This is a genomic window from Knoellia locipacati, from assembly GCF_044791685.1.
GTDB lineage: Bacteria > Actinomycetota > Actinomycetes > Actinomycetales > Dermatophilaceae > Knoellia > Knoellia locipacati_A.
Window position 1 is genome coordinate 1,924,516 of record NZ_CP087730.1, and the last position, 24,678, is coordinate 1,949,193.

26 protein-coding genes are annotated in these 24,678 nt (G+C 72.1%); 20 read left to right on the forward strand and 6 right to left on the reverse strand.

The window, feature by feature from the left end; all coding sequences use genetic code 11:
- Positions 1 to 7: 7 nt before the first annotated feature.
- The 5 genes from LL946_RS08910 (at position 8) to LL946_RS08930 (ending at position 6,064) form a co-directional block, all read left to right on the forward strand.
- A complete protein-coding gene (locus tag LL946_RS08910) occupies positions 8 to 805 on the forward strand; it encodes an NAD-dependent epimerase/dehydratase family protein (RefSeq protein ID WP_404386676.1) in 798 nt (265 codons plus the stop codon).
- A gap of 313 nt (positions 806 to 1,118) precedes the next feature.
- Entirely contained in the window at positions 1,119 to 2,213 is a 1,095-nt protein-coding gene (gene pdhA / locus LL946_RS08915; RefSeq protein WP_404386843.1) for a pyruvate dehydrogenase (acetyl-transferring) E1 component subunit alpha, read from the forward strand.
- Positions 2,214 to 2,217: 4 nt separating this feature from the next.
- Positions 2,218 to 3,204: an alpha-ketoacid dehydrogenase subunit beta gene (locus LL946_RS08920; RefSeq protein WP_404386677.1), complete on the forward strand. Its 987-nt coding sequence runs from the start codon at positions 2,218 to 2,220 to the stop codon at positions 3,202 to 3,204.
- Between the two features lie 19 nt (positions 3,205 to 3,223).
- Positions 3,224 to 4,699 (forward strand): dihydrolipoamide acetyltransferase family protein, encoded by a 1,476-nt coding sequence (locus tag LL946_RS08925; protein ID WP_404386678.1) that lies wholly within the window; start codon positions 3,224 to 3,226, stop codon positions 4,697 to 4,699.
- 162 nt (positions 4,700 to 4,861) lie between these two features.
- Positions 4,862 to 6,064: an MFS transporter gene (locus tag LL946_RS08930; RefSeq protein WP_404386679.1), complete on the forward strand. Its 1,203-nt coding sequence runs from the start codon at positions 4,862 to 4,864 to the stop codon at positions 6,062 to 6,064.
- 90 nt (positions 6,065 to 6,154) lie between these two features.
- On the opposite strand, the gene LL946_RS08935 is transcribed toward LL946_RS08930, so the two are convergent.
- The 3 genes from LL946_RS08935 to LL946_RS08945 all read right to left on the reverse strand — a co-directional run bounded on the left by LL946_RS08935 (position 6,155) and on the right by LL946_RS08945 (position 9,251).
- Positions 6,155 to 7,831 (reverse strand): MDR family MFS transporter, encoded by a 1,677-nt coding sequence (locus LL946_RS08935; RefSeq protein ID WP_404386680.1) that lies wholly within the window; start codon positions 7,829 to 7,831, stop codon positions 6,155 to 6,157.
- Positions 7,828 to 8,301, reverse strand: a complete 474-nt coding sequence (locus LL946_RS08940; protein WP_404386681.1) for a MarR family winged helix-turn-helix transcriptional regulator — start codon at positions 8,299 to 8,301, stop codon at positions 7,828 to 7,830. The genes LL946_RS08935 and LL946_RS08940 overlap by 4 nt, the downstream gene beginning before the upstream one ends.
- A gap of 101 nt (positions 8,302 to 8,402) precedes the next feature.
- Positions 8,403 to 9,251, reverse strand: coding sequence for a maleylpyruvate isomerase family mycothiol-dependent enzyme (locus LL946_RS08945; protein WP_404386682.1), 849 nt, complete (start codon positions 9,249 to 9,251; stop codon positions 8,403 to 8,405).
- A 41-nt stretch (positions 9,252 to 9,292) separates the two neighbouring features.
- On the opposite strand from LL946_RS08945, the gene LL946_RS08950 reads away from it, so the two are divergent.
- The 5 genes from LL946_RS08950 to idi are packed head-to-tail and all read left to right on the forward strand — an operon-like array spanning position 9,293 to position 13,274.
- Positions 9,293 to 10,084: a UbiA family prenyltransferase gene (locus LL946_RS08950; RefSeq protein ID WP_404386683.1), complete on the forward strand. Its 792-nt coding sequence runs from the start codon at positions 9,293 to 9,295 to the stop codon at positions 10,082 to 10,084.
- Positions 10,081 to 11,190, forward strand: a complete 1,110-nt coding sequence (locus tag LL946_RS08955; protein WP_404386684.1) for a type III polyketide synthase — start codon at positions 10,081 to 10,083, stop codon at positions 11,188 to 11,190. The genes LL946_RS08950 and LL946_RS08955 overlap by 4 nt, the downstream gene beginning before the upstream one ends.
- On the forward strand, positions 11,187 to 11,729 hold the full coding sequence (locus tag LL946_RS08960; RefSeq protein WP_404386685.1) for an isoprenylcysteine carboxyl methyltransferase family protein: 543 nt from the start codon (positions 11,187 to 11,189) through the stop codon (positions 11,727 to 11,729). The genes LL946_RS08955 and LL946_RS08960 overlap by 4 nt, the downstream gene beginning before the upstream one ends.
- Positions 11,722 to 12,744: an NAD(P)/FAD-dependent oxidoreductase gene (locus tag LL946_RS08965; RefSeq protein ID WP_404386686.1), complete on the forward strand. Its 1,023-nt coding sequence runs from the start codon at positions 11,722 to 11,724 to the stop codon at positions 12,742 to 12,744. The genes LL946_RS08960 and LL946_RS08965 overlap by 8 nt, the downstream gene beginning before the upstream one ends.
- Positions 12,741 to 13,274: an isopentenyl-diphosphate Delta-isomerase gene (gene idi / locus LL946_RS08970; RefSeq protein ID WP_404386687.1), complete on the forward strand. Its 534-nt coding sequence runs from the start codon at positions 12,741 to 12,743 to the stop codon at positions 13,272 to 13,274. The genes LL946_RS08965 and idi overlap by 4 nt, the downstream gene beginning before the upstream one ends.
- Here the strand turns inward: idi and LL946_RS08975 are convergent.
- Entirely contained in the window at positions 13,225 to 13,656 is a 432-nt protein-coding gene (locus LL946_RS08975; RefSeq protein WP_404386688.1) for an SRPBCC family protein, read from the reverse strand. The genes idi and LL946_RS08975 overlap by 50 nt on opposite strands.
- A gap of 80 nt (positions 13,657 to 13,736) precedes the next feature.
- Here LL946_RS08975 and LL946_RS08980 point away from each other — a divergent pair, with 80 nt between their 5' ends.
- The 7 genes from LL946_RS08980 to LL946_RS09010 all read left to right on the forward strand — a co-directional run bounded on the left by LL946_RS08980 (position 13,737) and on the right by LL946_RS09010 (position 20,405).
- Positions 13,737 to 15,713, forward strand: a complete 1,977-nt coding sequence (locus LL946_RS08980) for a cytochrome c oxidase assembly protein (RefSeq protein ID WP_404386689.1) — start codon at positions 13,737 to 13,739, stop codon at positions 15,711 to 15,713.
- Between the two features lies 1 nt (position 15,714).
- Positions 15,715 to 16,560 (forward strand): carbon-nitrogen family hydrolase, encoded by an 846-nt coding sequence (locus LL946_RS08985; RefSeq protein WP_404386690.1) that lies wholly within the window; start codon positions 15,715 to 15,717, stop codon positions 16,558 to 16,560.
- Positions 16,561 to 16,676: 116 nt separating this feature from the next.
- Positions 16,677 to 17,321: a fasciclin domain-containing protein gene (locus LL946_RS08990; protein WP_404386691.1), complete on the forward strand. Its 645-nt coding sequence runs from the start codon at positions 16,677 to 16,679 to the stop codon at positions 17,319 to 17,321.
- 50 nt (positions 17,322 to 17,371) lie between these two features.
- Positions 17,372 to 18,184: a DUF4397 domain-containing protein gene (locus tag LL946_RS08995; protein WP_404386692.1), complete on the forward strand. Its 813-nt coding sequence runs from the start codon at positions 17,372 to 17,374 to the stop codon at positions 18,182 to 18,184.
- Position 18,185: 1 nt separating this feature from the next.
- Positions 18,186 to 18,968: a class F sortase gene (locus LL946_RS09000; RefSeq protein ID WP_404386693.1), complete on the forward strand. Its 783-nt coding sequence runs from the start codon at positions 18,186 to 18,188 to the stop codon at positions 18,966 to 18,968.
- Positions 18,961 to 19,518: an RNA polymerase sigma factor gene (locus LL946_RS09005; RefSeq protein ID WP_404386694.1), complete on the forward strand. Its 558-nt coding sequence runs from the start codon at positions 18,961 to 18,963 to the stop codon at positions 19,516 to 19,518. Before LL946_RS09000 ends, LL946_RS09005 begins: the two co-directional genes overlap by 8 nt.
- Positions 19,515 to 20,405, forward strand: a complete 891-nt coding sequence (locus LL946_RS09010) for an anti-sigma factor (RefSeq protein WP_404386695.1) — start codon at positions 19,515 to 19,517, stop codon at positions 20,403 to 20,405. The genes LL946_RS09005 and LL946_RS09010 overlap by 4 nt, the downstream gene beginning before the upstream one ends.
- Positions 20,406 to 20,415: 10 nt before the next feature.
- Here LL946_RS09010 and LL946_RS09015 read toward each other — a convergent pair whose 3' ends face one another.
- Together LL946_RS09015 and LL946_RS09020 are read right to left on the reverse strand one after the other, a co-directional pair.
- A complete protein-coding gene (locus LL946_RS09015; protein ID WP_404386696.1) occupies positions 20,416 to 21,225 on the reverse strand; it encodes a PIG-L deacetylase family protein in 810 nt (269 codons plus the stop codon).
- 42 nt (positions 21,226 to 21,267) lie between these two features.
- Complete coding sequence (locus tag LL946_RS09020; protein WP_404386697.1) at positions 21,268 to 21,936, reverse strand: ankyrin repeat domain-containing protein; 669 nt, start codon at positions 21,934 to 21,936, stop codon at positions 21,268 to 21,270.
- A gap of 59 nt (positions 21,937 to 21,995) precedes the next feature.
- On the opposite strand from LL946_RS09020, the gene LL946_RS09025 reads away from it, so the two are divergent.
- From LL946_RS09025 to LL946_RS09035, 3 genes are all read left to right on the forward strand, one after another.
- On the forward strand, positions 21,996 to 23,390 hold the full coding sequence (locus LL946_RS09025) for an FAD-binding oxidoreductase (protein ID WP_404386698.1): 1,395 nt from the start codon (positions 21,996 to 21,998) through the stop codon (positions 23,388 to 23,390).
- A gap of 54 nt (positions 23,391 to 23,444) precedes the next feature.
- Positions 23,445 to 23,705 (forward strand): DUF6458 family protein, encoded by a 261-nt coding sequence (locus LL946_RS09030; RefSeq protein ID WP_404386699.1) that lies wholly within the window; start codon positions 23,445 to 23,447, stop codon positions 23,703 to 23,705.
- Positions 23,706 to 23,983: 278 nt separating this feature from the next.
- A complete protein-coding gene (locus LL946_RS09035; protein ID WP_404386700.1) occupies positions 23,984 to 24,619 on the forward strand; it encodes a hemerythrin domain-containing protein in 636 nt (211 codons plus the stop codon).
- The last annotated feature ends 59 nt before the right edge of the window (positions 24,620 to 24,678 follow it).

Genomic DNA, 24,678 nt, shown 5'->3' on the forward strand with positions numbered 1-24,678 from the left:
TCGACGCATGGGCACCACGCGACGCCGGGTCCTCATCACGGGGGCGACGGGGACCATCGGCCAGCTGCTGTCGGAGCGGCTCGCCGACGACTACGAGCTGATCCTGCACGGTCGCACGCCCCGCACCCCGGCACAGAAGGAGTCGCTGCGGCGGGCCGACCTCCAGGACGAGGCCGCCGTCGCGGCGCTCATGACCGACGTGGACACCGTGGTCCACCTCGCCGGCTCGGCCTCACCGGACTCCTCGTGGGAGGACGTTCTCTCGGCCAACATCGTCGGCTGCCGCAACGTCATGCAGGCCGCCGTGTCGGCGGGGGTTCGGCGGATCGTCTACGCCTCGTCGAACCACGCCATGGGGATGTACGACCGGCACGGGGAGTGGCCGGTCTCCTCCGGCGACCTCCCGCGCGCCGACTCCCTCTACGGCGTCTCCAAGGTCTTCGGCGAGGTCCTCGGGCGCTTCCTGCACGACGAGCACGGCATCGACGTCATCAACCTGCGGATCGGGTGGACCTCGGGCGACCCGTTCCTCTCCGACCTCGAGCTGCTGCGTGCCATGTGGCTCAGCGAGGACGACACCGAGCAGGTCTTCCGGCGTGCCATCGAGGCGCGGGTCCTGTTCGGGACCTACTACGCCGTCTCGGACAACCCCGACCGGCGCTGGGACATCACGGACACCATGCTCGACCTCGGCTACCGGCCCCGTGACTCCTGGACCGAGCGCGCCGGCGGCGAGCACCACACCGAGCCCGACGTCATCGAGGGTGGCGCGCCCTCGCCGAAGGACTGGCCCAAGGGCTCCTGAGGACCCGGCCGGCCAGCACGTTTGGGAGGACGCGGCACCCTCGCGGTACGTTTGGGCCAGCAGGCTTGGTGAGCCCGTTCACACCCCGAACGCGCTCCCCAGACACCGCCGTCCGGGCCGCGCGCGCACGAGCGTGTGGAGCCGGCGGCCCGAACCGGACGACCGCCACGAGCGGACGCCCCAGGGAACAGGAGCCCCCGTGAGCGACACCGACGTCGCTGCCACCCCGCCGCCCGGCGGGATCGACCACCACGTCTCGGTCGACCCGGCAGTACCCACTGAACCCCGTGCGGCGGCCGACGGCGGCCCCGACATGGTCCAGCTGCTCACCCCCGAGGGCGAGCGCGTCGCGAACGCGGAGTACGACGCGATCATCGACGCCCTGAGCCACGACGACCTGCGCGGCCTCTACCGCGACCTGGTCCTCATCCGCCGCGTCGACCAGGAGGCCACGGCCCTCCAGCGCCAGGGTGAGCTCGGCCTGTGGGCCTCGCTCCTGGGCCAGGAGGCGGCCCAGATCGGTGCCGGCCGCGCGATGCGCAAGCAGGACCACTGCTTCCCCGGCTACCGCGAGCACGGCATCGCCTGGGCGCGCGGCGTGGACCCCATGCGGCTCATCGCGATGTACCGCGGTGTCGACAAGGGCGCCTGGGACCCGGCCGAGTTCGGCTTCCACCCCTACACGATCGTCATCGGCAACCAGAGCCTCCTCGGCACCGGTTACGCCATGGGCATCCAGCGCGACGGCGCGGTCGGCACCGACGACCCCGAGCGCGACTCCGCCGTCATCGCCTGCATGGGTGACGGCGCGACGGCCCAGGGCGACAACAACGAGTCCTTCGTCTTCGCCGGTGTCTACAACAGCCCGGTCGTCTTCTTCTGCCAGAACAACCAGTGGGCCATCTCCGAGCCCAACGAGCGGCAGACCCGCGCGCCGATCTACAAGCGCGCCGACGGCTTCGGCTTCCCCGGCATCCGTGTCGACGGCAACGACGTCCTCGGTGTGTATGCCGTGACGACCGCGATGCTCGACCGCGCCCGTTCCGGTCAGGGCCCGTCCCTCATCGAGGCCTTCACCTACCGGATGGCGGCACACACGACCTCCGACGACCCCACCAAGTACCGCGTGTCCGCGGAGGTCGAGATCTGGAAGCTGCGCGACCCGATCGCCCGCTACAAGCGCTGGCTCCTCTCCGAGGGCGTCGCCGACGCCGACTTCTTCGACGCCCTCGACCGTGAGGCCGACGAGCTCGGCGAGCACGTGCGCAGCGCGACCATCTCGATGGCCGACCCGGACGTGTCCGACATCTTCGACCAGGTCTACGTCGAGCCCCACCGCCAGGTCGCCGACGACAAGGCGGCGTTCACGGCATACAACGACTCCTTCGACACCGCACAGGGGGCCTGACGCGATGGCTGTCCAGAAGACCACGATCGCCAAGGCCCTCAACGCCGGCCTGCGCAAGGCGATGGAGAACGACCCCAAGGTGATCCTCCAGGGCGAGGACATCGGCAAGCTCGGCGGCGTCTTCCGCATCACCGAGCACCTCCAGAAGGACTTCGGCGAGGACCGGGTCATCGACACCCCGCTCGCCGAGTCCGGGATCATGGGCACCGGCATCGGGCTGGCCCTGCGCGGCTACCGACCCGTCGTCGAGATCCAGTTCGACGGGTTCGTCTACCCGGCGTTCGACCAGATCGTGTCGCAGCTCTCCAAGCTGCACTCGCGCTCGCGCGGCGCCGTCAAGGTGCCCGTCGTCGTCCGCATCCCCATGGGTGGCGGCATCGGCGCCGTCGAGCACCACAGCGAGTCCAACGAGGCCTACTTCGCGCACACCCTCGGGCTGCGCGTCGTCTTCTGCTCCAACCCCGAGGACGCCTACTGGATGATCCAGCAGGCCATCGAGTGCGACGACCCGGTGATCTTCTACGAGCCCAAGCGGCGCTACCACGAGAAGGGCGAGGTCGACTTCGACGCGCCCTCGGCGTCACGCGACCTCTTCTCGGCGCACACCGTGCGCGAGGGCACCGACGTCACCGTCGCCTGCTGGGGCCCGATGGTCAAGACCTGCCTCGACGCGGCCAAGGTCGCGCAGGAGGAGGGCACGTCCCTCGAGGTCATCGACCTGCGCTCGGTGAGCCCGCTCGACATCGACGCGATCACGCGTTCGGTCGAGAGGACCGGTCGCCTCGTCGTCGCCCAGGAGGCGCCGTCGTTCGTGTCGGTCGGCTCCGAGATCGCGGCGCTCGTCACCGAGCGCTGCTTCTACTCGCTGGAGGCGCCGGTCATCCGCGTCGCCGGCTGGAACACGCCCTACCCGGCGAGCAAGCTCGAGGAGCACTACCTGCCCGACCTCGACCGCGTGCTCGACGGCGTCGACCGCGCGCTGTCCCACTGACCTGAGGAGACTGGACCACATGGGTGCCAAGCACTTCAACCTCCCCGACCCCGGTGAGGGCCTGCTCGAGGCCGAGATCGTCGAGTGGAAGGTCGCCGTCGGCGACACCGTCAAGGTCAACGACATCGTCGTCGAGATCGAGACCGCCAAGTCGCTCGTCGAATTGCCCATCCCGTGGGCGGGCACCGTCTCGGCGCTGCACGTCAACGTCGGCGACGAGGTCGAGGTCGGCACGCCGATCATCACCATCGACGACGGTCAGGGTGGCGACTCGGCGCCCTCCGCGACTCCCGACGTGCAGGCCGGTGCGCAGAGCTCGGTCGAGGTCGGACCGGGCAACGCCGCCGCTGCGGCCGACGCGGAGGTCGAGGAGGAGCCGGTCAAGACCCTCGTCGGCTACGGCCCCAAGGCCGGCGGCACGACCCGCCGCGCGCGCAAGGCGTCCGCCCCGTCGGCCGCTGCTGCTCCGGCGGCTGCGCCGGCGGTCCCGGCGCCTGCTCCCGCACCCGAGCCGGCTGCTCCGGAAGCCGCTCCGGCGTCGGGCGGCAAGGCGCTCGCCAAGCCTCCGGTCCGCAAGCTCGCCAAGGACCTCGGCATCAACCTCGCGTCCGTCCCCGGCTCCGGCGAGGGTGGCATCGTCACGCGGGCCGACGTCGAGGGGTATGCCGCAGGCGCACCGTCCTCGACCGGCTCACCTGCTCCTGCGGCCGGGGCCACTGCGGCACCGGCGGGCGGGATCGGTTCTGGCGCAACGGCATACGGCGCCTTTGGTTCGGGCGAGCGAGAGGTGCGCGTGCCCATCAAGGGTGTGCGCAAGATGACCGCCCAGGCGATGGTCGGCAGCGCGTTCACGGCGCCGCACGTCTCCGAGTGGGTCACCGTCGACGTCACCGCCACGATGGACCTCGTCGCCAAGCTCAAGCGCGACAGGGAGTTCAAGGACGTCAAGGTCACGCCCCTGCTCATCCTCGCCAAGGCGATGATCCTCGCCGCCCGCCGCAACCCCGGCATCAACGCCTCGTGGGACGAGCAGGCCCAGGAGATCGTTCTCAAGAGCTACGTCAACCTCGGCATCGCCGCGGCGACCCCGCGTGGGCTCGTCGTGCCCAACGTCAAGGACGCCGACCGGCTCGACCTGCGCGGGCTCGCCGAGGCCATCGGTGCGCTCACGGCCACGGCCCGCGAGGGTCGCACCCAGCCGGCCGACATGTCCGGTGGCACGATCACGATCACCAACATCGGTGTCTTCGGGATCGACGCGGGCACGCCGATCCTCAACCCGGGGGAGGCGGCGATCCTCGCGTTCGGCACGATCAACCGTCGCCCGTGGGTCGTCACCGACGACGACGGCAACGAGACGATCGAGCCGCGCTCGGTGACGACGCTGGCGCTGAGCTTCGACCACCGGCTCGTCGACGGCGAGCTCGGGTCGCGCTACCTCGCCGACGTCGCCGCGATCCTGCAGGACCCGGCCCGCGCCCTCGTCTGGGGCTGACACCACCGCGGCCGCGCCGCACGTCGCATCACGCACACGCGAGGTCCCTCCGACAGCTTGTCGGGGGGACCTCGCGCTGTCGCCGGTCTCTGCCCGGGCGACAGCGCAGGATGCGCCCGACAGGCGGGGAACCCCTCGCCGCCGCGTGACAGAGTTGGGCCCGTGCTCTCGACGTACCGCCCCCTGTTCGCCATCCCGGGAGCGTGGCGGTTCCTCGCGGCGGGTGCGCTGTCGCGGGTCGGCGGTGCGATGTTCGGGGTCGCGATCATCGTCATGATCGCCACCCGCCGCGACTCCTACGGGCTGGCGGGCGCCGTCTCGGCCGGAGGGATCGTCGTCCTCGCCGTGGCCGGCCCGGTCATCGGCCGCCTCGTCGACAAGCACGGCCAGCGCCGGGCCTCGTTGCCGTTCATCCTCGTGACGTTCGTCGCGGGACTCGTCACGGTGGTCCTCTCCGCAGTCGGCGCACCTGCGTGGACCCTCTTCGTCGGGTATGCCGTGTCGGCGTTCCTCCCCGAGATGGGACCGATGTCGCGGGCCCGGTGGGTCCACCTCTTGCACGACGAGCCGGAGGCGCTGCACGCAGCGATGTCGCTCGAGCAGGTCGTCGAGGAGGCGACGTTCGTCCTCGGGCCCGTGCTCGGCGTGCTCGCGGCCACGACGCTCTTCCCCGAGGCGGGTCTGCTCCTGGCGTACGTCGTCTTCACGGCCGGGTCGGTGCTCTTCCTCGCGGAGCGGCGATCGGAGCCGCCGGTCGTGCCCCACGACGAACGCCCGCACGGTCTGGCGATCGGCCGTCCCGGCGTGGCCGCGGTGGCCGGCGCCCTCTTCATGGTAGGTGCCGTGTTCGGCGGCAACGAGGTGGTAGCCGTGGCCGTCGCGGACGAAGCGGGGCGGACGGGGATGAGCTCGGTGATCCTCGGTGCGTTCGCGCTCGGGTCGGCGCTGTCGGCGATCGTCTTCGGCACCAGGCGGTTCTCGGGGCCGATCGCCCGGCGGTTCGTGTGGTGCGCCCTCGCGATGTTCGTCCTCGAGGCGCCGGTACTCCTCATCGACGACCTCTGGGGTCTCACCGCGATGATGTTCGTGGCCGGCTCCGCCACGGCGCCGACCCTCATCACCGGGATGACCCTCGTGCAGCACCTCGTGCCGCGGGCCTTCCTCACCGAGGGCCTGGCCGTGGTCATCACCGGCCTGCTGATCGGGCTGGCTTCGGGGACGGCACTGAGCGGCATCCTCGTCGACGCCTGGGGAGCGCACGAGACGTACGCCCTGCCCGTCACGGCCGCACTGCTGTCGGCCGTCATCGCCGCAGCATCCGGGCGCGCCCTCGGCCGCTCCGTTCGTCGTTCCTCCCACGGCTGACGCGCGGACGTGTTGGGCGCGGCCCGGCGACGCGGACGCGTCAGCGGCCCCGCGGCGGAGGCCCTGACGCGGCCCCGGGGGGCTGGCGCGTCAGCGGCCCGCTGCAGCCTCCGACGCCGCCTCGGCGTCCGCCTCGTTGCGCTCCTGGTAGGCCGACCCCTTGCGGAGCTCGACCTCGGGCAGGAGCCACATGACGAGGAAGCCGAGCACCATGACCGCAGCGCCGACGAGGAACACGTGGTCCATCGCCTCGGAGAAGCCCATGAGGAACGGCTTGGCCAGCCGCTCGTCGAGGGTGGTGAGGAACGAGCTGTCCTGCAGCACACCGCTGCTCGCGGCTGCGGAGGCGTTGCCTCCACCGCCGGACTGGGCGAGCTGCTTCGCGAACTCGGCGTTGGCCGGGTCGCGCAGGGCTTCCTGGAACTCCGGGGTGGGGGCCGCAGCCCGCATGGCGACGGCGATCTTCTCGGGGACCTGGGAGAAGAGGATCGACAGGAAGACGGCGGTGCCGATGGTGCCGCCGATCTGGCGGGTGAAGGTCGCCGTCGACGTGGCGACGCCGATCTGCTGCGGCGGCACGGCGTTCTGGACGGCGAGGGTGAGCGGCTGGAAGTTGAAGCCGAGTCCGAGGCCGAAGAAGACCATGACGACCATCGTCTGCCACAGCGGGGTGTCGTAGTGGACGTAGTGGAAGACGAAGAGCGAGACCATGAGCAGCGTGACGCCGATGATCGGGAACACTCGGTAGCGGCCGGTGCGGCTGATGACCTGGCCAGAGATGATCGAGCCCGACATGATGCCCAGGGTGAGCGGCAGCAGCAGGAGTCCGGCCTCGGTGGGTGAGGCCCCCTTGACGATCTGCAAGTAGAGCGGGAGGGCGGCCAGGCCACCGAACATCGCGATGCCGATGACGATCGAGGCGATGGACGAGACGGCAACGGTGCGGTTGCGGAAGAGCGACAGCGGCAGGATCGCCTCGGGTCCCATCCGCGACTCCTGCCAGAAGAACAGGACGGCGGCGACGACGCCGACGGCGTAGCAGGCGATGGCGTTGCCGGATCCCCAGCCCCACTCGCGGCCCTGCTCGGCGACGAGCAGCAGCGGCACGAGGGCAACCGACAGCAGGGCCGCGCCGGTCCAGTCGATGCGGTGGTCGAGGCGCTGGTGGCGCAGGTGCAGCGTCTTGGAGACGAGGGCGAGGGCGGCGATGCCGATCGGCACGTTGACGAGGAAGACCCAGCGCCAACCGGTGATGCCGAGGATCGAGTCCGCGCCGGCGAAGAAGCCACCGACGACCGGGCCGAGGACCGACGACGTGCCGAAGACGGCGAGGAAGTAGCCCTGGTACTTGGCCCGCTCACGCGGCGGGACGATGTCGCCGATGATGGCCAGAGCCAGCGAGAAGAGGCCGCCGGCGCCGAGCCCCTGCACCGCGCGGAACGCCGCGAGCTCGAGCATCGAGGTGGAGAAGGTGCACAGCACGGAGCCGATGACGAAGATCGTGATGGCGGCGGTGAAGAACCGCTTGCGGCCGTAGATGTCGGAGAGCTTGCCGTAGAGCGGCGTGACGATCGTCGACGTGATGAGGTAGGCCGTCGTCGCCCAGGCCTGGTGCTCGAGCCCCTTGAGGTCGTCGGCGATGGTGCGGATCGCGGTGGCGACGATCGTCTGGTCGAGCGCGGCGAGGAACATCCCCGACATGAGCCCGACGAGGATCGTGACGATCTGCCGGTGGGTCAGCGGCTGCTCCGCCGGTGCGGTGGTCATGAGGGGTCCTTGGTGGTGAAGGGCGGGTGTGCCTCGACGTCGTCGGAGAAACGGCGGAGGAGGGAGTCGAACGTCGCGAGGTCCTCATCGCCCCAGTCGGAGGTGACGTCGGCGAGCCAGCCGTTGCGACGGTCGCGGATCTGGGTGAGGAGCGTGCGGCCCTCGTCGGTGAGAGTGAGCATGTGCGCCCGCCCGTCGCTCGGGTCGGAGACCCGGGAGACGAAGCCCTGCGCAACGAGCGCGCTGACCTGCCGGCTCACCGTCGAGATGTCGAGGTAGACGCTCTCGGCGATCTCGGAGACCCGGCGCGGCTCCCCCGTGAGGTTGAACATCAGCGGGTAGCCCACGGGGTCCACGAGCGGGTTGACCCGTGGGGCCTTCTGCCTGACGGCCCCCATGAGCTTCATCGCCCGGACGAGCGCGTCGCCGAAGGCGGAGCGGTCGACAGCGTCCTCAGGTGGTTGCGGCATACAAGCAACTGTGCACCGATTGGTTGCAGGATGCAACTTTCAGCTGCTCGGGCTGGGCTGGGGCCGGGACGGGGGTTGGTGCTGCCGTGGGACGGCCCGCGTCAGGGCGCGATGACGAGGGCGTCGAGGACGCGGCGCGCGATCTCCTCGTCGCCGGTCACCGTGACGTGCGTGTCGGCCGTGCTCACCCGGCCGGCCGCGCGCCGCGTCGCAGCCTGGGTCGACAGCGTGAGGGTCGTCGTGACGACGTCCGGGTGCTGGTCGGTGCCGCCGGTGAACAGCGGTATGCCGTGCGGCTTGCCGTCCCGCTCCTCGACCCGGGCGCCCGCGCGACCGACGACTGGCCCGCTGAGGTCGAGGATGACGGCGTGCCCGGCGGGGACCTTGGCGGTGCGGGCGACGATGCGGGGGAGGGCGTCGAAGAGGAGCCGCACGACGTGGGCGGCGGCGGGGCTGTCGAGGTTGCCGGGGCGGCCGATCGCCTCGCGAATGTCCTGCTCGTGCACCCAGAGGTCGAAGAGGCGGCTCTCGGTGAGGCCGAGCACGGTCGTCGGCCCGAACGGCCCGATGGCCGGGTCCTCGGGAGAGGTCGACTCGGCCTCGAGGTGCTGGACCCGGCTGCTGGCGAGGAAGTCGAGCTCCTCGAGCAGCTCCTCGAGCGAGCGGTCACGGCGGGACGCGAGGAAGCGCTCGACGATGCCGCCGATGCCCTCCTTGACGTCCGGACGGTCGGTGAGGTTGATGTCCGGGACCTCCTCGCCCTGGACCCACGCCTCGAGGCTCACGACGTGCGCGAACTGGTCGCGCACGGTCCAGCCGGGGCAGGCCGTCTCCCGCTCGACGTCCCCGGGACGCAGCGAGTGGCCGAGGTCGCTGATCGTCTGGATCGTCTGGGCGTAGGCCGCCGTGAGTGCGGGCAGGTCCTCGGGTGCGGCGGGGTGCAGCGACATGTCGTCACCCTAACGAGTCCCGGCGTGCCTAGGGTGAGGCTGTGACGACCGGTGCCGGGGCCCTGCTGCGGGCGGCCCACGCCGGTCCGGGACTCGCCGTCACCGTGCTGGCCGGCCTGCTCGCCCTTTCCGCCGACCTCTCAGCGGCCCGGGTCGCGACCGTGACCGCGGCCGTCCTCGCCGGACAGCTCTCCGTCGGGTGGTCCAACGACCTGCGTGACCGCGTCCGTGACGCCACCGTCGGCCGGACCGACAAGCCCCTCGCCACCGGGGCGCTCTCGGTCACCACGGTCCAGCGGGCCTGCGCGCTCGCGGTCGTGGCCACGGTCGTCCTCTCGCTCGCGTGTGGCCTCCTGCCGGGACTCGTCCACCTGATGTGCGTCGCGTCGGCGTGGACCTACAACTTCTGGCTCAAGGCGACGGTGCTCTCCTGGCTCCCGTATGCCGTGTCGTTCGGCGGCCTGCCCGTCTTCGTCCACCTCACCGGGGGGTCGGCCCCGCCCGCCGCGGTCGTCGTCGGTGGCGCACTCATCGGGGTCGGCGGGCACCTCCTCAACGTCGTGCCGGACCTCGCCGACGACGCCGCCACCGGAGTCCACGGCCTGCCCCACCGCCTCGGTGCCCGTCGCAGCACCCTCCTCGCTGTCGGCCTGCTCGTCGGCGCGACGGCCCTCCTGCTCGTCAGCGGATCTCTCGCCACCGCACTCGTCGTCATCGGGGCCGTCGTCGTGGCAGGCTTGGCAGGGCTCGCCCTCGTCGGCCGGGGCCGGGCACCCTTCTACTCAGCCGTCGGGATCGCCCTCACGGACGTCGTCATCCTGGTGGTCCGATGAGCCGCTCGACTCGAAGCGAGGCCCCTGTGCGCACCCGCCTGCTGTCCGTCGGGACGGCCCTCCCCGGCCACCGGCACGAGCAGGGCGAGATCACCGACACGTTCGCCCGGGTGGTCGGCACGCGGGGGGTCGTCAGCGAACGCCTGCTGCGCTCGATCCACGGCAACGCCGGTGTCGCGCAGCGCCACCTCGTGCTCCCGCTCGAGGACTACGAGGGCCTCGCGGGGTTCGACGAGGCGAACGACCTCTTCCTCGAGCACGCGGTGGCTCTCGGGTCGCGGGCCCTCCAGGACGCGCTCAAGGCAGCGGACCTCACGCCCACCGATGTCGACCTCATCGTCTCGACCACGGTGACCGGCCTCGCCGTGCCGTCGCTCGACGCCCGGATCGCCGGGGTCGTCGGGCTGCGAGAGGACGTCAAGCGCATCCCGCTCTTCGGCCTCGGCTGCGTCGCCGGTGCCGCCGGCATCGCGCGTCTGCACGACCACCTGCTCGGCCACCCCGGCGACGTCGCGGTGCTCGTCGCCGTCGAGCTGTGCTCCCTCACGGTCCAGCCCGACGACGTGAGCGTGGCCAACCTCGTGGCGAGCGGACTCTTCGGCGACGGAGCCGCCGCGGTCGTCATGGGTGGGGCCGAGCGCGAGGGCCGGATCGAGGTCCTCGACAGCCGCAGCCGGCTCTATCCCGACAGCGAGCGCACGATGGGCTTCGACGTCGGCGCCTCCGGCCTGCGGATCGTGCTCGACGCGCAGGTCCCGGCAATCGTCTCGCGCTACCTCGGGGAGGACGTCGACCGCTTCCTCACCGACCACGGCCTCACGCGTGACGACATCGGCTGGTGGGTCTGCCACCCGGGCGGTCCCAAGGTCATCGACGCGCTGCGCGACACCCTCGGGCTCGCCGACCACGACGTCGCGCTGACCCGCAGCAGCCTGTCGCGGATCGGCAACCTGTCGTCGGCCTCGGTCCTGCACGTCCTCGCCGACACGCTCGCCGAGCGGCCACCCGCGCCCGGAACCCACGGCCTGCTCATGGCGATGGGGCCCGGCTTCTGCTCCGAGCTCGTCCTCCTGCGTGCACGCGACGACGAGGAGATGGACCGGTGACGACCCTCACCGCCTTCGTCGTCCTCGTGCTCCTCGTCGGGCTCGAGCGGCTGGCCGAGCTCGTCGTCTCCCAGCGCAACGCGGCCTGGAGCCTGGCCCGGGGCGGTGTGGAGACCGGTCAGGGCCACTATCCCTTCATGGTCGTGCTGCACACCGGCTTCCTCGTGGCGATGCTCCTCGAGGCGTTCGTCCGCCGGCCCGACGTGCCCGCCGCCCTCGCGTGGTCGATGCTGGCGGTCGTCGTCGCGGCGCAGGCCCTGCGCTGGTGGTGCATCGTCACGCTCGGCCCTCGGTGGAGCACCCGGGTCATCGTCGTGCCGGGCCTGGCGCCCGTGCGTTCGGGCCCCTACCGCTGGCTCTCGCACCCCAACTACGTGGCGGTGGTCGCCGAGGGTGTCGCGTTGCCGCTGGTGCACGCGAGCTGGGTCACGGCGCTCGTCTTCACCGTCGCGAACGCTGCCCTGCTCACCGTGCGGCTGCGTGCCGAGAACGCCGCGCTCGCCACCCTGCCCCCGGTCGAGGTGGGCTCCCGTGCGTGACCTGCTCGTGGCCGGCGGCGGTCCGGTGGGGCTGGCGACCGCCCTGTATGCCGTCCGCTCCGGTCTCGACGTCACCGTGCGCGAGCCGCGGGCCGGGACGATCGACAAGGCCTGCGGGGAGGGGCTCATGCCGGGCGCCCTCGCGGCGTTGGAGGACCTCGGGGTCGATGTGGAGGGTGTGCCCATCGACGGCATCCGCTACGTCGACGGACACCACGCCGTCGACGCGCCGTTCCGGTCGGGCCAGGGACTCGGGGTGCGCCGGACCCGCCTTCACGCGGCCCTGCTCGAGCGCGTCATCGAGGCCGGGGTGACCATCGAGCAGTCGGCGGTGAGCTGGGTCGAGCAGCGCTCCGACCACGTCGTCGTCGACGGCGAGAAGGTCCGCCACGTCGTGGCCGCCGACGGCCTGCATTCTCCGCTCCGCAGACTCCTTGGCCTCGACGCCCCCCGCGCGAGGCACCGGCGCTACGGGCAGCGGGTCCACGTCGACTGCGCGCCGTGGTCCTCGATGGTCGAGGTGCACTGGGCTGCTGCGGGCGAGGCCTACGTGACCCCCGTCGGGCCCGATGAGGTCGGGCTCGCGCTCCTCAGCGCCCAGCGTCGGCCGTTCGACGACCTGCTCGGCGAGTTCCCCGTGCTGCGAGACCGGATCGCCGGCCACGCGAGGTCATCGGTGCTCGGCGCAGGCCCGCTCCGGCAGCGCTCGCGCCGCCGGGTCCGCGGGCGGGTCCTGCTCGTGGGTGACGCCGCCGGCTACGTCGACGCCCTCACCGGCGAGGGTCTCGCGCTGGGTCTGGCGCAGGCCAGGGCGGCGGTCGAGGCGGTCGTCGCCGGGGACCCGGAGTCCTACGAGGCTGCGTGGCGACGGGTCGGCCGCAGCCACGACCTGCTCACCCTCGGGCTCGTCACCGCGACCCGGGTGCCGTCCGTGCGCCGCGCCATCGTCCCCGCTGCCCGCGTCGCCCCGCGGGTCTTCCGGGCCGCGGTCAACCAGCTCGCGCGGCCCGCATGACGACCGCACCGGAGCGGGTCGTGCTCCTCGCCGAGGACGGACGGCCGATCGGCGACGCCCTCAAGAGCGAGGTGCACCACGAGGACACCCCGCTGCACCTCGCCTTCTCCTGCTACGTCCTCGACGACGCCGGCCGGCTGTTGGTCACCCGGCGCGCCTGGTCGAAGGCGACCTGGCCGGGGTCCTGGACCAACAGCTGCTGCGGCCACCCGGCGCCGGGTGAGCCGGTCGAGGACGCCGTGACCCGCCGCCTCCGCCAGGAGCTCGGGATCGAGGTCACCGACCTGCGCGCGGTCCTGCCGACGTTCCGCTACCGCGCCGTCATGGACGACGGAGTGGTCGAGAACGAGGTCTGCCCCGTCTTCGTCGCCCGCTGCGAGGACCCGATTCAGCTCTCTCCGGACCCGACCGAGGTGGCCGAGCACGAGTGGGTGGACTGGACCACGTTCCGCAGTGATGCCCTGGCGGGCCGTCGCGAGATCAGCCCGTGGTGCCGCCTCCAGCTGGACGTGCTTCCGCCAGTGCTCTGACCCGCCGCAGGCCGAGCCACAGGACGGGCGCGTAGCCCCCCGCCCACCACGGCGCCGACATCTCGACCCGGCACCTGCCGGGCGCGAGCCGGGTCACCGTGTGGCCGGTTGCCGGTATGCCGGCCACGCGCCACGACCAGTGCCGCACTTCGTCGTCCGCTCGCCAGCCCTCGACACGGAACGGCACCCAGGGGCCGGCGACCGTCCGCACCCGACCGGCCGCGCCGGCATACAGGACGGGTGAGCCGTCGTCGAGACGCGCCTCGCGCACCGTCGGCCCCCACCGCGGCCATTCCGACACCCGGACGAGCAGCTCCCAGACGGCATCGGGACCCGACTCGACGTCGAGGCCGAGGGTGAGGGGAGAGGTCGGGGTGATCACGGTCCCGCCAGTCTGGCAGGACCGTGCCGGAGGGCGGGTGGCTGGACCGTCACCGCCTCCCCCTGCCTACGCTGTGGGGCATGAGCACCGCCACCGCACCCGCCCGGACGCCGATCGGGCCGGTGGCCGTCGTCGGCGTCTCCGGGCTCGTCGTGGCCCTCGTCGTGTCGTCGCTGGCGGGTGTCCTCTCGCCGCTCGTCCTCGACGACCCCGGTCCGCTGGTGCGCTGGTCCCTGCCGCTCGTGCGCGTCGTGAGCGACCTCGCCTCGGCCGCGACCCTCGGCCTCCTGCTCCTCGCCGCGTTCCTCGTCCCCGAGCGCCGCTCGACCGAACGCCGGGTCCAGGCCTCCCGCCTCGCCGCGGTCACGGGCGTCATCTGGTTCGTCGCCGCCGGGCTCGGTGTCTTCTTCACGTTCGCCTCGCTCGCCGGGCTGCGGCTCGGCGACCCGGAGCTGGGGCGCCAGTTCCTCACGTTCGTGTGGTCGCTCGAGGTGACCCGGGTGCTCTCCATCTCCACCGGGGTCGCCCTCGTGGTGACGATCGGGGCGCTCCTCGCGAGGTCGCGGACGGCATACGCGTGGCTTGCGGCCGCAACGCTCGCCGGCATCGTCATCGTCGCGCTCACCGGGCACTCGGCCGGCAGCGCGAGCCACGAGGACGCCGTGAACTCGCTCGGCGTCCACCTGGTCGGCGTCACGGTGTGGGTGGGTGGACTCCTCGCCATCGCCCTCATGCAGCCGCGGATCGGGCAGGACCTCGCCGCGACGGTCGGGCGCTACTCGGTGCTGGCCGGCTGGTCCTACGCAGCGGTCGCCGTCACCGGGCTCCAGCAGGCAGTCATCCGGCTCGGGTCGTTCGCCGGGATCACGTCCGCCTACGGCGCGATGGTCGTCGCCAAGACCGTGATCATCCTCGTGCTCGGGGTCATCGGGTGGCAGCAGCGGCGTCGCGTCATCGCGACGATCAGCACGGACGGCACCGGGTTCGGTCGCCTCGTGCTCGTCGAGCTGGGTCTCATGGCCGCGGCGCTCGGCCTCGGCGCCGTCCTCGGCCGCACGCCGCCGCCGGTCCCGGACGCCGAGCTCACCCCGAGCGCGGTCCTGTCGATCACCGGCTTCCCCGACCCGGGTCCGATGTCGACGGCCGACTGGCTCACGCAGTGGCGTCCGAACTGGCTCATGCTCGCCATCGCGGTCGTGGCGGTCGGACTGTATGCCGCGGGCGTCGCCCGCCTCGCCCGGCGCGGTGACGCGTGGCCGGTCCACCGCACGGTGCTCTGGACGCTGGGCTGGTTCGCGTTCGTCTGGGCCACGAGCGGTGCCCCCGACATCTGGGGCCGGGTGCAGTTCTCGGTGCACATGGTCATGCACATGGTCGTCGCCATGGTCGTGCCGCTGCTGCTCGTGCCGGCTGCGCCCTTGACCCTCGCCCTGCGCACCCTGCCCTCCCGGCCCGACCGCACCTGGGGGCCACGCGAGCTCATCCTCCAGGTCGTCCACTCACGCGCGATGGGAGTGCTCGCGAACCCGGTCGTGGCGGCGGTCCTCTTCTTCGGCAGCCTCGCCGCGTTCTACTGGTCACCGCTGTTCGAGCTGGCCCTGACGACGCACTCGGGCCACCTGCTCATGCTCGCCCACTTCTTCCTCACCGGCTACCTCTTCACGTGGGTCCTCATCGGCATCGACCCCGGCCCGCCGAAGTGGTCGCCGGCCATCCTCCTGTTCATCCTCTTCGCGACGATCACCTTCCACGCCTTCTTCGGCGTCGCCCTCACCGGCACCCAGTTCCTGCTGGCCCCCGAGTTCTTCGAGCAGATCAACCTGCCGTGGGCTCCCGACCCGCTCGCCGACCAGCAGCGGGCCGGCGAGATCGCCTGGGGCTTCGGTGAGGCGCCGACGCTCGTGCTCGCGATCCTCGTCGCCCGGCAGTGGTTCCGGCGCGACCGGCAGGAGACGGTGCGACTCGACCGGCAGGCCGACCGCGACGAGGACGCCGAGCTCAGGGCCTACAACGAGCGCCTGCGAGGTCTCGGCAAGCAGGTCGAGGAGGTCGACTGACATGCGCATCGCCCTGGTCCAGGTGGGGTACGACGACGACGAGCCGCTCGCCCAGCGCGTCGACCGGGTCTGCGCCCTCGTCCGATCCGTGGCGTCCGCACCTTCGGGGGCCATGTCGTCAGGACGCCGGACGCAACAGGGCCCGGACCTCGTGGTCCTGCCCGAGCTCTGGGCGCCGACGGGCTTCGACTACCGACGGTGGGAGGACGCCGCCGAGCCGCTCGATGGCCCCTGGGTGGGTGCGATGGCGAGCCTCGCTGCCGAGGTCGGTGTCACCCTGCACGCCGGGTCCTTCGTCGAGAGGCTTCCCGAGCCCGGGCCCGACGGGCGCACGCTGGCCAACACGTCGCTGCTCGTGACCGCGGACGGTGGGCGGACGGCATACCGGAAGATCCACCGCTTCGGCTTTGGTGCGGGAGAGCCCAAGCTCCTCGAGGCGGGCACCGACGTCGTCACCGTCGAGATCCCCTGCGGCGCAGGCGAGTCCGTCACTGCCGGGCTCTCGACCTGCTACGACCTGCGGTTCCCCGAGCTCTACCGGCGGCAGCTGGACGCCGGCGCCGAGATGTTCGTCGTGCCCGCGGCCTGGCCGGCTGCTCGCGTCGCGCACTGGACCCTGCTCGGGCGGGCGCGCGCGGTCGAGGACCAGGCGTTCGTCGTGCAGTGCAACACCGCCGGGACCCACGCCCGCACCGAGATGGGCGGGCGCAGCCAGGTCGTCGCGCCGACGGGCGAGGTCCTCGCGGAGGCAGGCACCGACGAGGAGGTCCTCGTCGTCGACCTGGACCCCGGGCTCGTCGCGAGGACCCGAGAGGCGTTTCCCGTGCTCGCCGACCGCCGGCTCTGAGCACGGCCGGAGAAACTTTGTAGAAAGTTTGTCCAAGGTGCATCCCTCTGGGGGGTCGGGGCGGAAGTAGAGGCATGGACGTACTTCCGCGTCCCCGAGAAAAGGGAGCCCGACCGATGACGCCTCGCAGGATCCTCGCCGCCGCAACCGCCGCCGGCCTTGCCGGAGTGATGCTCGCCCCGTCCGCCTCAGCCACGAGCACTGCCACCGGGACGACCGGCACGCGCAGCCTCGCTGCGGTGCTCACCGCGGACGGCAACCAGTTCGACAGCAACTGGTACGACTACGACATCGTCACCGAGGCGGTCCTCGCCGTCCTCGCGAACAAGCCCGCCAGCAAGGTCGGGCTGCTCGCCGACGGGTCCGTCCCGCTGACGGCCTTCATCCCGAACGACCGTGCCTTCCAGTCGCTCGTCGCCGACCTGAGCGGCTCGCGCCCCTCCTCCGAGAAGGCCGTCTTCGGGGCCGTTGCCGGGCTCGGCATCGACACCGTCGAGACCGTCCTGCTCTACCACGTCGTCCCCGGCCCCGCGATCACGTCGAGGCAGGCCATCGCCGCCAACGGCGCGGTGCTGAAGACGGCCCAGAGCGGAACGATCACCGTCCGCTCCTACAGCCGCTACCTGCCGATCATCGAGCTCCGCGACCAGGACACCGACGACCGCAACCCGTTCGTCAACCCGTTCGCGCTCAACCTCAACAAGGGCAACGCCCAGCTCGCCCACGGCATCACCGACGTCCTCCGTCCGGTCAACCTCTGACCGCGCCCACCCCACCCCTTCTCGCCAGACCGAACTTCAGGAGTCCAGCCATGCGACACACCCGTCCCCTCGCCATCCTCGCCGTCACGAGCGGCCTCACCGCCGCCCTCAGCGCCCCGGCGTATGCCGCGGACGCGACCGTCTCGATCCTGCACGCCGTCCCCGGCGCCACCGTCGACGTCTACGCCAACGGTGACGCGATCCTCGAGGACTTCACGCCCGGCACCCTCACCGACCCGCTGACCCTGCCCGAGGGGTCCTACGACCTCAAGGTCACGGCAGCGGGCGCGGGCGGCGACGGTGCGGCGGTCATCGAGGCCAACGACGTCGCCGTGCCCGGTGGCGCCAACGTCACCGTCGTCGCGCACCTCAACGAGGGCGGCACTCCCGTGCTCACGCCGTTCGTCAACGACACCGCGCCGACCGCGGCCGGCCAGGCGCGGATCACGGTGCGCCACACCGCCGCCGCGCCCGCGGTCGACGTGCGGGCCAACGGTGAGGTCGCGTTCCCGAACCTCGTCAACCCCAAGGAGGCCAAGACGGACCTGCCCGCGGGCTCCGTCTCCGCCGACGTCGTGCTCGCCGGCACCGACACGGTCGCGATCGGCCCCGCCGACGTCGACCTCAAGGAGGGCACGAACACCATCGTCTACGCCTGGGGCTCGGCTGCCGACGACAACCTGGACCTCGCCGTGCAGACCATCGACGGGCTGCACAGCGCGCCGAGCGGCGTCCCCAGTGGTGACGGTGGCCAGTCGGCCACCAGCGGCTGGCAGCAGCTGACCGTCGCCGGTGGCGCGGCGCTGCTCATGGGTGGGTTCGCCTTCGCCGCGACCCGCCGTCGCCAGGACGTCCGCGCCTGACGTGAGAGTCACGACCAGCTCCGGTGTGGGGAGGGCGGCCATCGTCACGGTGGTCGCGCTCCTCGCCGGTGTGCTCGGCTTCGCCGGGTATGCCGCCTTCTCACCACCGAGGCTCACCGACCCCGTCGAGGTGACCGCGGCCCTCGAGCCGTCGTCCTCGGCGGGGTCGTCGCGCACCACCCCACCAGCGACGCCCTCACCGCCGGGTTCCCCCACTGCGAGCAGTGCCCAGGATCGGCCCGTCGTCCGACCGGCGGTCCCGTCCCGCACGCCGGCTGCTCCCGCCCCGGAGCAGGACGCCGGCGCCGACCGGTTCCGCGTGGAGATCCCGTCGCTCGACGTCGTGCTCCCCGTGGTCCCGGTCGGGGTGGCGGCCGACGGCCAGATGGCCCTGCCCAAGGATCCCGACATCGGCGGCTGGTACCGCTTCGGCCCCGAACCGACCGCGGCGGCCGGCGCGAGTGTCATCTCGGCCCACGTCGACTCGCGCGACGAGGTCGGGCCCCTCGCGAAGCTCCCCCGCCTGAAGAAGGGCGCCACGATCGTCGTCACCGTGGGCGGCGCGCGGGTGAAGTACGTCGTCGAGCGGGTCGACCAGTACGCCAAGACCGCCCTGGACACCGACGCCCTCTTCTCACGATCCGGCCCAGCCCGTCTGCACCTCGTCAGCTGTGGCGGCGAGTGGAACCCGAGGACTCGCCACTATGAGGACAATGTCGTCGCCATCGCCCGCCGTGCCACCGTCACTGATGGTGTCGCCTATCGTGAGCCGGGTGGTGAGTGATGCGCCCCCGGGGGTCAGCGACGCCGCGCTCATGCAGCGAGTCGCCGACGACGACCGGGATGCCCTCGCAGAGGTCTACCGCCGGTTCGGTGGCCTCGTGCACACCCTCGCCATGCGGTCGGTCGGGAGCCACCACGACGCCGAGGACATCACCCAGCAGGTGTTCGTCGCCCTGTGGCGGAGCCGCCGGTCCCTCGACCCGCGGTCGGGGTCGCTGGCCGGATGGCTCGCGACGATCACCCGCCGTCGTTGCGCCGACCACCACGCTGCGAGGGCGCGCCGTGACCGGGACGAACAGGTGCTCTCCGTCGTCGCTCCCGACGTCGCGACCGGTGCCCACCCCGAGGACGCCACCGACCGCGTCGTCCTCGCCCACGAGCTGCAGGCGCTGGGCGACCCCCGCGCCACGATCATCCGGATGGCGATCCTCGAGGACCGCCGTCAGCAGGACATCGCCGATGCGCTGGACCTGCCGCTGGGCACGGTGAAGAGCCACATCCGTCGCGGTCTCCTGGACCTGCGCAACCGCCTCGAGGAGGTGACCGCATGACCCCCACGCCACGCTCGCACGACAGCCTCACCGATGGCACCCACATCGCCGAGGAGCGCCTCGTCGACCTCGCGCTGGCCGACGTGCCGCAGGGCGACGAAGGCTCGCACCTGGCCGAGTGCCCGGTCTGCGGGGACCTCCTCGCGTCGTTGCGGCGCACCGTCGAGGTGGCGCGCGACGGGTCCACGGTGAAGCTGATGACTCCTCCTCCCGCAGTCTGGGAGGGCATCGAGGCCGAGCTCGACGCCGACCCGTCGGCTGTCGACGACCCGTCGATCGCGAACGAGTCCGCTGGCGACCACTCCTCCGCCGACCGGCCGTTCGCAGGGCTCATGTCCGACGAGACCACCTCGGCGGCCACGACCACAGGTCCACCCGAGGTCGTCGTGCCGCTGCGGACCCGCCAGAACGCGGCGTCGTCGAGTCCGCGTCGACGCCCTCCGCTCTCGTGGCTGGCCGCTGCGTGTGCCGCAGGGGTGCTCGTCGGTGCAGGCGGGTTCGTCATCGCGGACCGGATCCAGACCCCAGGCTCCGAGCCCGCTCGCACCGTCGCGTCCGCCGAGCTCGACACCCTCGACACCCAGCAGCAGCTGGGTCGGGCGACGGTAAGCGAGCAGGCAGACGCGGTCACCCTGCAGGTGTCCGCGTCAGCGCTCGACCGCGGCGCGAGCGGCTACGTCGAGGTGTGGCTCATCAACCGCGACGGCAAGCGCATGGTCTCGGTCGGTGTCCTCGGGGAGGACGCCCGCGAGGGGTCGTTCCCGATCTCGCGCCGGCTGCTCGACGAGGGCTACGTCGTCGTCGACCTGTCTCGCGAAGAGTTCGACGACAAGCCGCAGCACTCCGGCGACAGCATCGTCCGCGGCTCGCTGACGACCCCGGCCTGAGCAGCGTCGGTCAGCCGGCGTCGAGGTCGGCGAACGGCCACCCGTCGACCATGCCCGCCGCGCGCCCCGGCTCGATGTAGAACTCGGTGCCGAACCAGGCGAGGAAGACGTCCTCTGGCATCTGGAGCATCATCCCGACGTCGCTCGTCTGGCTCGCGTGGCAGGCCAGTGCCGCCCGCTTGGCCTCGATGTCGGCGGTGACGTCGACCCGCCAGTGGATCCCGGCCTCGGGAGTCCCCAGTGGCTCGCCACCGTCGATGGGGGCGTCGGGATCCCAGCTCTCGTCTCCCCGACCCGCCGCCAGCGCCTGCTGGTAGCCGACGCGCATGGCGTCGCGGTTCATCGTCGACTCGAGCAGCCGCGGCCGCTGCGCAGCCAGGTCCGCGGCACGGTGGGCCACGTGGTGGACCTTGACGTGGTCGGGGTGGCCGTAGCCGCCGTGCCAGTCGTAGGCGACGAGGACGTCGGCGTCCTCCTCGTCGAGCACCTCGACCAGCCGGCCCGCGGCCTCGTCGAGGTCGGCGCCGTGGAACGACTGCTCGTGCGCGTTCTGCTCCCAGCCGTGCATGCCCGAGTCGACGTAGCCGAGCCACTCGATGCGCTCGGCGCCAGTCACCCCGGCGGAGGCCTCGGCCTCGCGCCGCCGGAACTCTGCGAGCGTCATCCCATCAGGCAGGTCGTCGGGCGAGGTGCCGTGCTCGCCGCCGGTGCCGTAGACCACGACGACGCGGTGCCCCTCGCGGGCGAGACGGGTCATCGTGCCCGAGGTCCCGGAGGCCTCGTCGTCGGGGTGGGCATGGAGGAAGACGATCGTGGCCATGCGTCCCATCCTGCCCCGAGCCTCCGACACCGAGTGACGCGTTCAGCCCTCGAGGATCCGCGCGATCTCGGTGTGACCCTTGGTCCGGGCATGCTCCAGCGCGGTCACGCCGTCGCGGTCCGCGAGTGAGCGGTCCGCTCCGGCCTCCAGGAGGATCCGCACGATCTCCTGGTGGCGGGAGCCGCCGTCACCGAGGAGCACCGCCTCGAGCAGCGCGGTCCAGCCGAGGTCGTTGACGTGGTCGACGTCGATGCCGGTCCGGACGACCCGGCGCACGTAGTCGACGTGCCCGCGCTCACTCGCCGGGATGATGGACACCCCGCCGTAGCGGTTGCGGATCGTCAGATCGGGCTGCGCCGGCAGCAGTGCCTCGAGCATCGCGACGCTGCCGGTCACCCCCGTGACGAGCCAGGGGGTGTCGTGTCGGTCGTCGAGGGCGTCGGCCGACGCTCCCTCCGCGACGAGCACCTCGGCCACCGAGACGTGGTCGTGGGTGGCGGCGAGCAGCAGCGCGGTCCGGCCCAACGAGTCCCGCGACTCGACGTCCGCGCCGGCGCGCAGGGCTGCGGTCACGGCCTCGGCGTCGCCGGCCTCGGCGGCGGTGAGCAGGTCCGTCGCTGGTGTCGTCATCCCCGCATCCTCCCGCGCCGTGCATGCAGCCGCCGTGAGCGCGAGCGCGACCAGCACGGCGACGACCCACCAGCGCCTCACAGGACCCTCCTCCACGGCCTCGACCGGCACTCCAGTGTGCGCGTTCCTAGGATGGCCGGGTGACCGATCGCAGCGCCGCCGTCGCCGAGCTCGCCGACTCCCTGCCCGAGGGGGTGGTGGCCACGAGGCCGGAAGCGCTCGAGAAGTACCGCTTCGACTGGGCCAAGGACCCCGAAGCCGGTATGCCGTGTGCGGCCGTGCGTGCCGAGACCGCCGAGCACGTCCAGGTGGCCGTGCGCTGGGCGGCGAGCCACGGCATACCCGTCGTCCCCCGCGGAGCGGGATCGGGACTGAGCGGAGGCGCGTCGGCGGTCGAGGGGGGCCTCGTCGTCAGCCTCGAGCGGATGACCGCGATCGAGATCGACCCGGCTGCGCGGTGCGCCGTCGTCGAGGCGGGCGCGTTCAACGCGGACGTCAAGAAGGCCGCGGCCCAGCACGGCCTCTGGTACCCGCCGGACCCCAGCTCGTTCGAGATCTGCTCGATCGGCGGCAACGTCGCGACCAACGCCGGTGGACTCTGCTGCGTCAAGTACGGCGTGACGACCGACTACGTCCTCGGCCTCGACGTGGTGCTCGCCGACGGGCGGCTGGTCACCCTCGGTGGCAAGCGGATCAAGGACGTCGCAGGACTCTCCCTCCTCAAGCTCTTCGTCGGCAGCGAGGGCACGCTCGGCATCGTCACCCGGGCCACGCTGCGTCTCGTGCCGGCCCAGCTCGCGCCGTCGACGCTCGTCGCGACGTTCGACACGGTGCGCGCCGCCGCCGACGCCGTCGTCGCCATGGGCCGGGTCGTGCGCGCGTCCATGGTCGAGCTCATGGACCGGCCGACGGTGAACCAGGTCGAGGACTTCGCGCCGATGGGCCTCGATCGCGAGCGCACCCTCCTGCTCGTGCAGTCCGATGCCCCCGAGGGCGCGCGCGAGCAGGAGATGGAGGTCATCGAGAAGGCCTGCGTCGAGGCCGGCGCGGTCGACGTCTTCACGACCCACGACCCGGCCGAGGGCGAGTCGTTCGTGCGCGCCCGCCGCCTCGCCTTCCCCGCGGCGGAGGCGGCGGGGTCGTTGCTCCTCGAGGACGTCGGCGTTCCCGTCCCGCAGCTCCCCGACCTCGTGGCGCGGGTCGAGGAGATCGGTGTCGAGCGCGGCGTCGACATCGTCTGCGTCGCCCACGCCGGTGACGGCAACACGCACCCGATCGTCATGTACGACGCCGCCGACCCGGACTCGACAGCCCGGGCCAGAGCGGCGTTCGAGGACATCCTCGCCGCCGCCATCGCGCTCGGCGGCACGATCACGGGCGAGCACGGCGTGGGCCGGCTCAAGCGCGACGCCCTCCCGGCGATGCTCGGTCTCGACGTCATGGAGCTCAACCAGCGGATCAAGAACGCCCTCGACCCGGAGGGCCTGCTCAATCCGGGTGCTGTCCTCCCCGTCATTCGCGCAGGTCAGAGGTAGAGTCGATCACCGGATCCGGGCACCCTGACCCGGACACGGCCACAAGGAGTGACCATGTACATCGGACTCGGAATCGTCCTCATCGTCATCGGCGCGATCCTCGCGTTCGTCCTGCAGGTGGACATCCCCGGAATGGACGACGGGATGCTCGGGTGGATCCTCATCGCCGCCGGCGTGCTCGCCATCCTGCTGTCCTTCGCCATGCGCGGCCGGACCCGTCCGGCGGGCTTCACGACGACCCGCTCCTCGCAGGTCGACCCGGTGTCGGGCTCGCGCGTCGACGAGACCCGCGTCGACCCGGACTCGCGTCTCTGACCGACTCCGCGGCACCACGACGACACCCCGGCGACCTCGGTCGCCGGGGTGTCGCGCGTCCGGGGGAGGGCTCCCCATCGACACCCGCCGACAGGGCTGGGAAGGTTGGCACCAGCGCGGATCGGGGGATCCGCCGGCTCGAGCGGGCGACCGGTCGAGGCCCGTGGCCGGGCGCCTGCTCGTGGAGGGGAGAGCAGGCGCCCCGGCCCGGTCGTGCCAGCCCGCACTCACCCGTGTGAGGCATGTCCGGTCGAGCCCACGGCCCATACCTTCGTGGTGTGGCCGAGCTGAGCATGAACGAGATCATCCACTCCGCGGTGCGTCGCGACTTCGCGCGCTTCGAGGCGGCGCTGCGCTCGTTCCCCGACGGTGACAGCCGCCGCGCGCGACAGCTGCGCCGGGCCTGGGAGACGGTGGACCGCCAGCTGCACCACCACCACCAGAGCGAGGACGCCCACGTCTGGCCCTACGTCCGGAACCTCGGTGTGGCCGACCCCGCCCTGCTCGACGCGATGGAGAGCGAGCACGGGGCGATGGCCAGCGGTCTCGACGCGGTCTCGGCGTCCCTCGACACGCTCGTGACCTACCCGACCGCCGCGAGGGCCGCGGCCGCGGGGGACGTCCTCGCGGAGACGGCCCGGGTCACCGAGCGCCACCTCGAGCACGAGGAGACCGAAGTGATGCCGATCATCACCGAGCGGGTCGAGACCCCGGAGTGGAAGGCCGTCGAGAAGCAGCTGCGCAAGGGCCCACTGAGCCTGTCCGGGGAGCTCTTCGCGTGGCTCCAGGACGGCGGCGACCCCGCCACCCACGAGGCGCTCGCCCGGACCGTCCCGGCACCGGTGAGGTTCCTCCTGAGCAAGGGCTTCGGCCGCAGCTACCACCGCGAGGTCGCCCCGGTCTGGCGCACCTGACGCCCTGCTCGCGGCACTGACCCCAGACGCAGGTATGCCGTCCGCGCTCGTGGCGCGGA

Excerpts from the sequence above, each read along its gene's own strand:
- LL946_RS08940 (WP_404386681.1), bottom strand. The coding sequence starts at position 8,301 with ATGCCGCAACCACCTGAGGACGCTGTCGACCGCTCCGCCTTCGGCGAC.
- LL946_RS08925 (WP_404386678.1), top strand. The coding sequence starts at position 3,224 with ATGGGTGCCAAGCACTTCAACCTCCCCGACCCCGGTGAGGGCCTGCTC.
- LL946_RS09015 (WP_404386696.1), bottom strand. The coding sequence starts at position 21,225 with ATGGCCACGATCGTCTTCCTCCATGCCCACCCCGACGACGAGGCCTCC.
- LL946_RS09030 (WP_404386699.1), top strand. The coding sequence starts at position 23,445 with ATGTACATCGGACTCGGAATCGTCCTCATCGTCATCGGCGCGATCCTC.
- LL946_RS08945 (WP_404386682.1), bottom strand. The coding sequence starts at position 9,251 with ATGTCGCTGCACCCCGCCGCACCCGAGGACCTGCCCGCACTCACGGCG.
- LL946_RS08990 (WP_404386691.1), top strand. The coding sequence starts at position 16,677 with ATGACGCCTCGCAGGATCCTCGCCGCCGCAACCGCCGCCGGCCTTGCC.
- LL946_RS08955 (WP_404386684.1), top strand. The coding sequence starts at position 10,081 with ATGAGCCGCTCGACTCGAAGCGAGGCCCCTGTGCGCACCCGCCTGCTG.
- LL946_RS08985 (WP_404386690.1), top strand. The coding sequence starts at position 15,715 with ATGCGCATCGCCCTGGTCCAGGTGGGGTACGACGACGACGAGCCGCTC.
- LL946_RS08920 (WP_404386677.1), top strand. The coding sequence starts at position 2,218 with ATGGCTGTCCAGAAGACCACGATCGCCAAGGCCCTCAACGCCGGCCTG.
- LL946_RS08935 (WP_404386680.1), bottom strand. The coding sequence starts at position 7,831 with ATGACCACCGCACCGGCGGAGCAGCCGCTGACCCACCGGCAGATCGTC.
- idi (WP_404386687.1), top strand. The coding sequence starts at position 12,741 with ATGACGACCGCACCGGAGCGGGTCGTGCTCCTCGCCGAGGACGGACGG.
- pdhA (WP_404386843.1), top strand. The coding sequence starts at position 1,119 with ATGGTCCAGCTGCTCACCCCCGAGGGCGAGCGCGTCGCGAACGCGGAG.
- LL946_RS08910 (WP_404386676.1), top strand. The coding sequence starts at position 8 with ATGGGCACCACGCGACGCCGGGTCCTCATCACGGGGGCGACGGGGACC.
- LL946_RS08995 (WP_404386692.1), top strand. The coding sequence starts at position 17,372 with ATGCGACACACCCGTCCCCTCGCCATCCTCGCCGTCACGAGCGGCCTC.
- LL946_RS09010 (WP_404386695.1), top strand. The coding sequence starts at position 19,515 with ATGACCCCCACGCCACGCTCGCACGACAGCCTCACCGATGGCACCCAC.
- LL946_RS08980 (WP_404386689.1), top strand. The coding sequence starts at position 13,737 with ATGAGCACCGCCACCGCACCCGCCCGGACGCCGATCGGGCCGGTGGCC.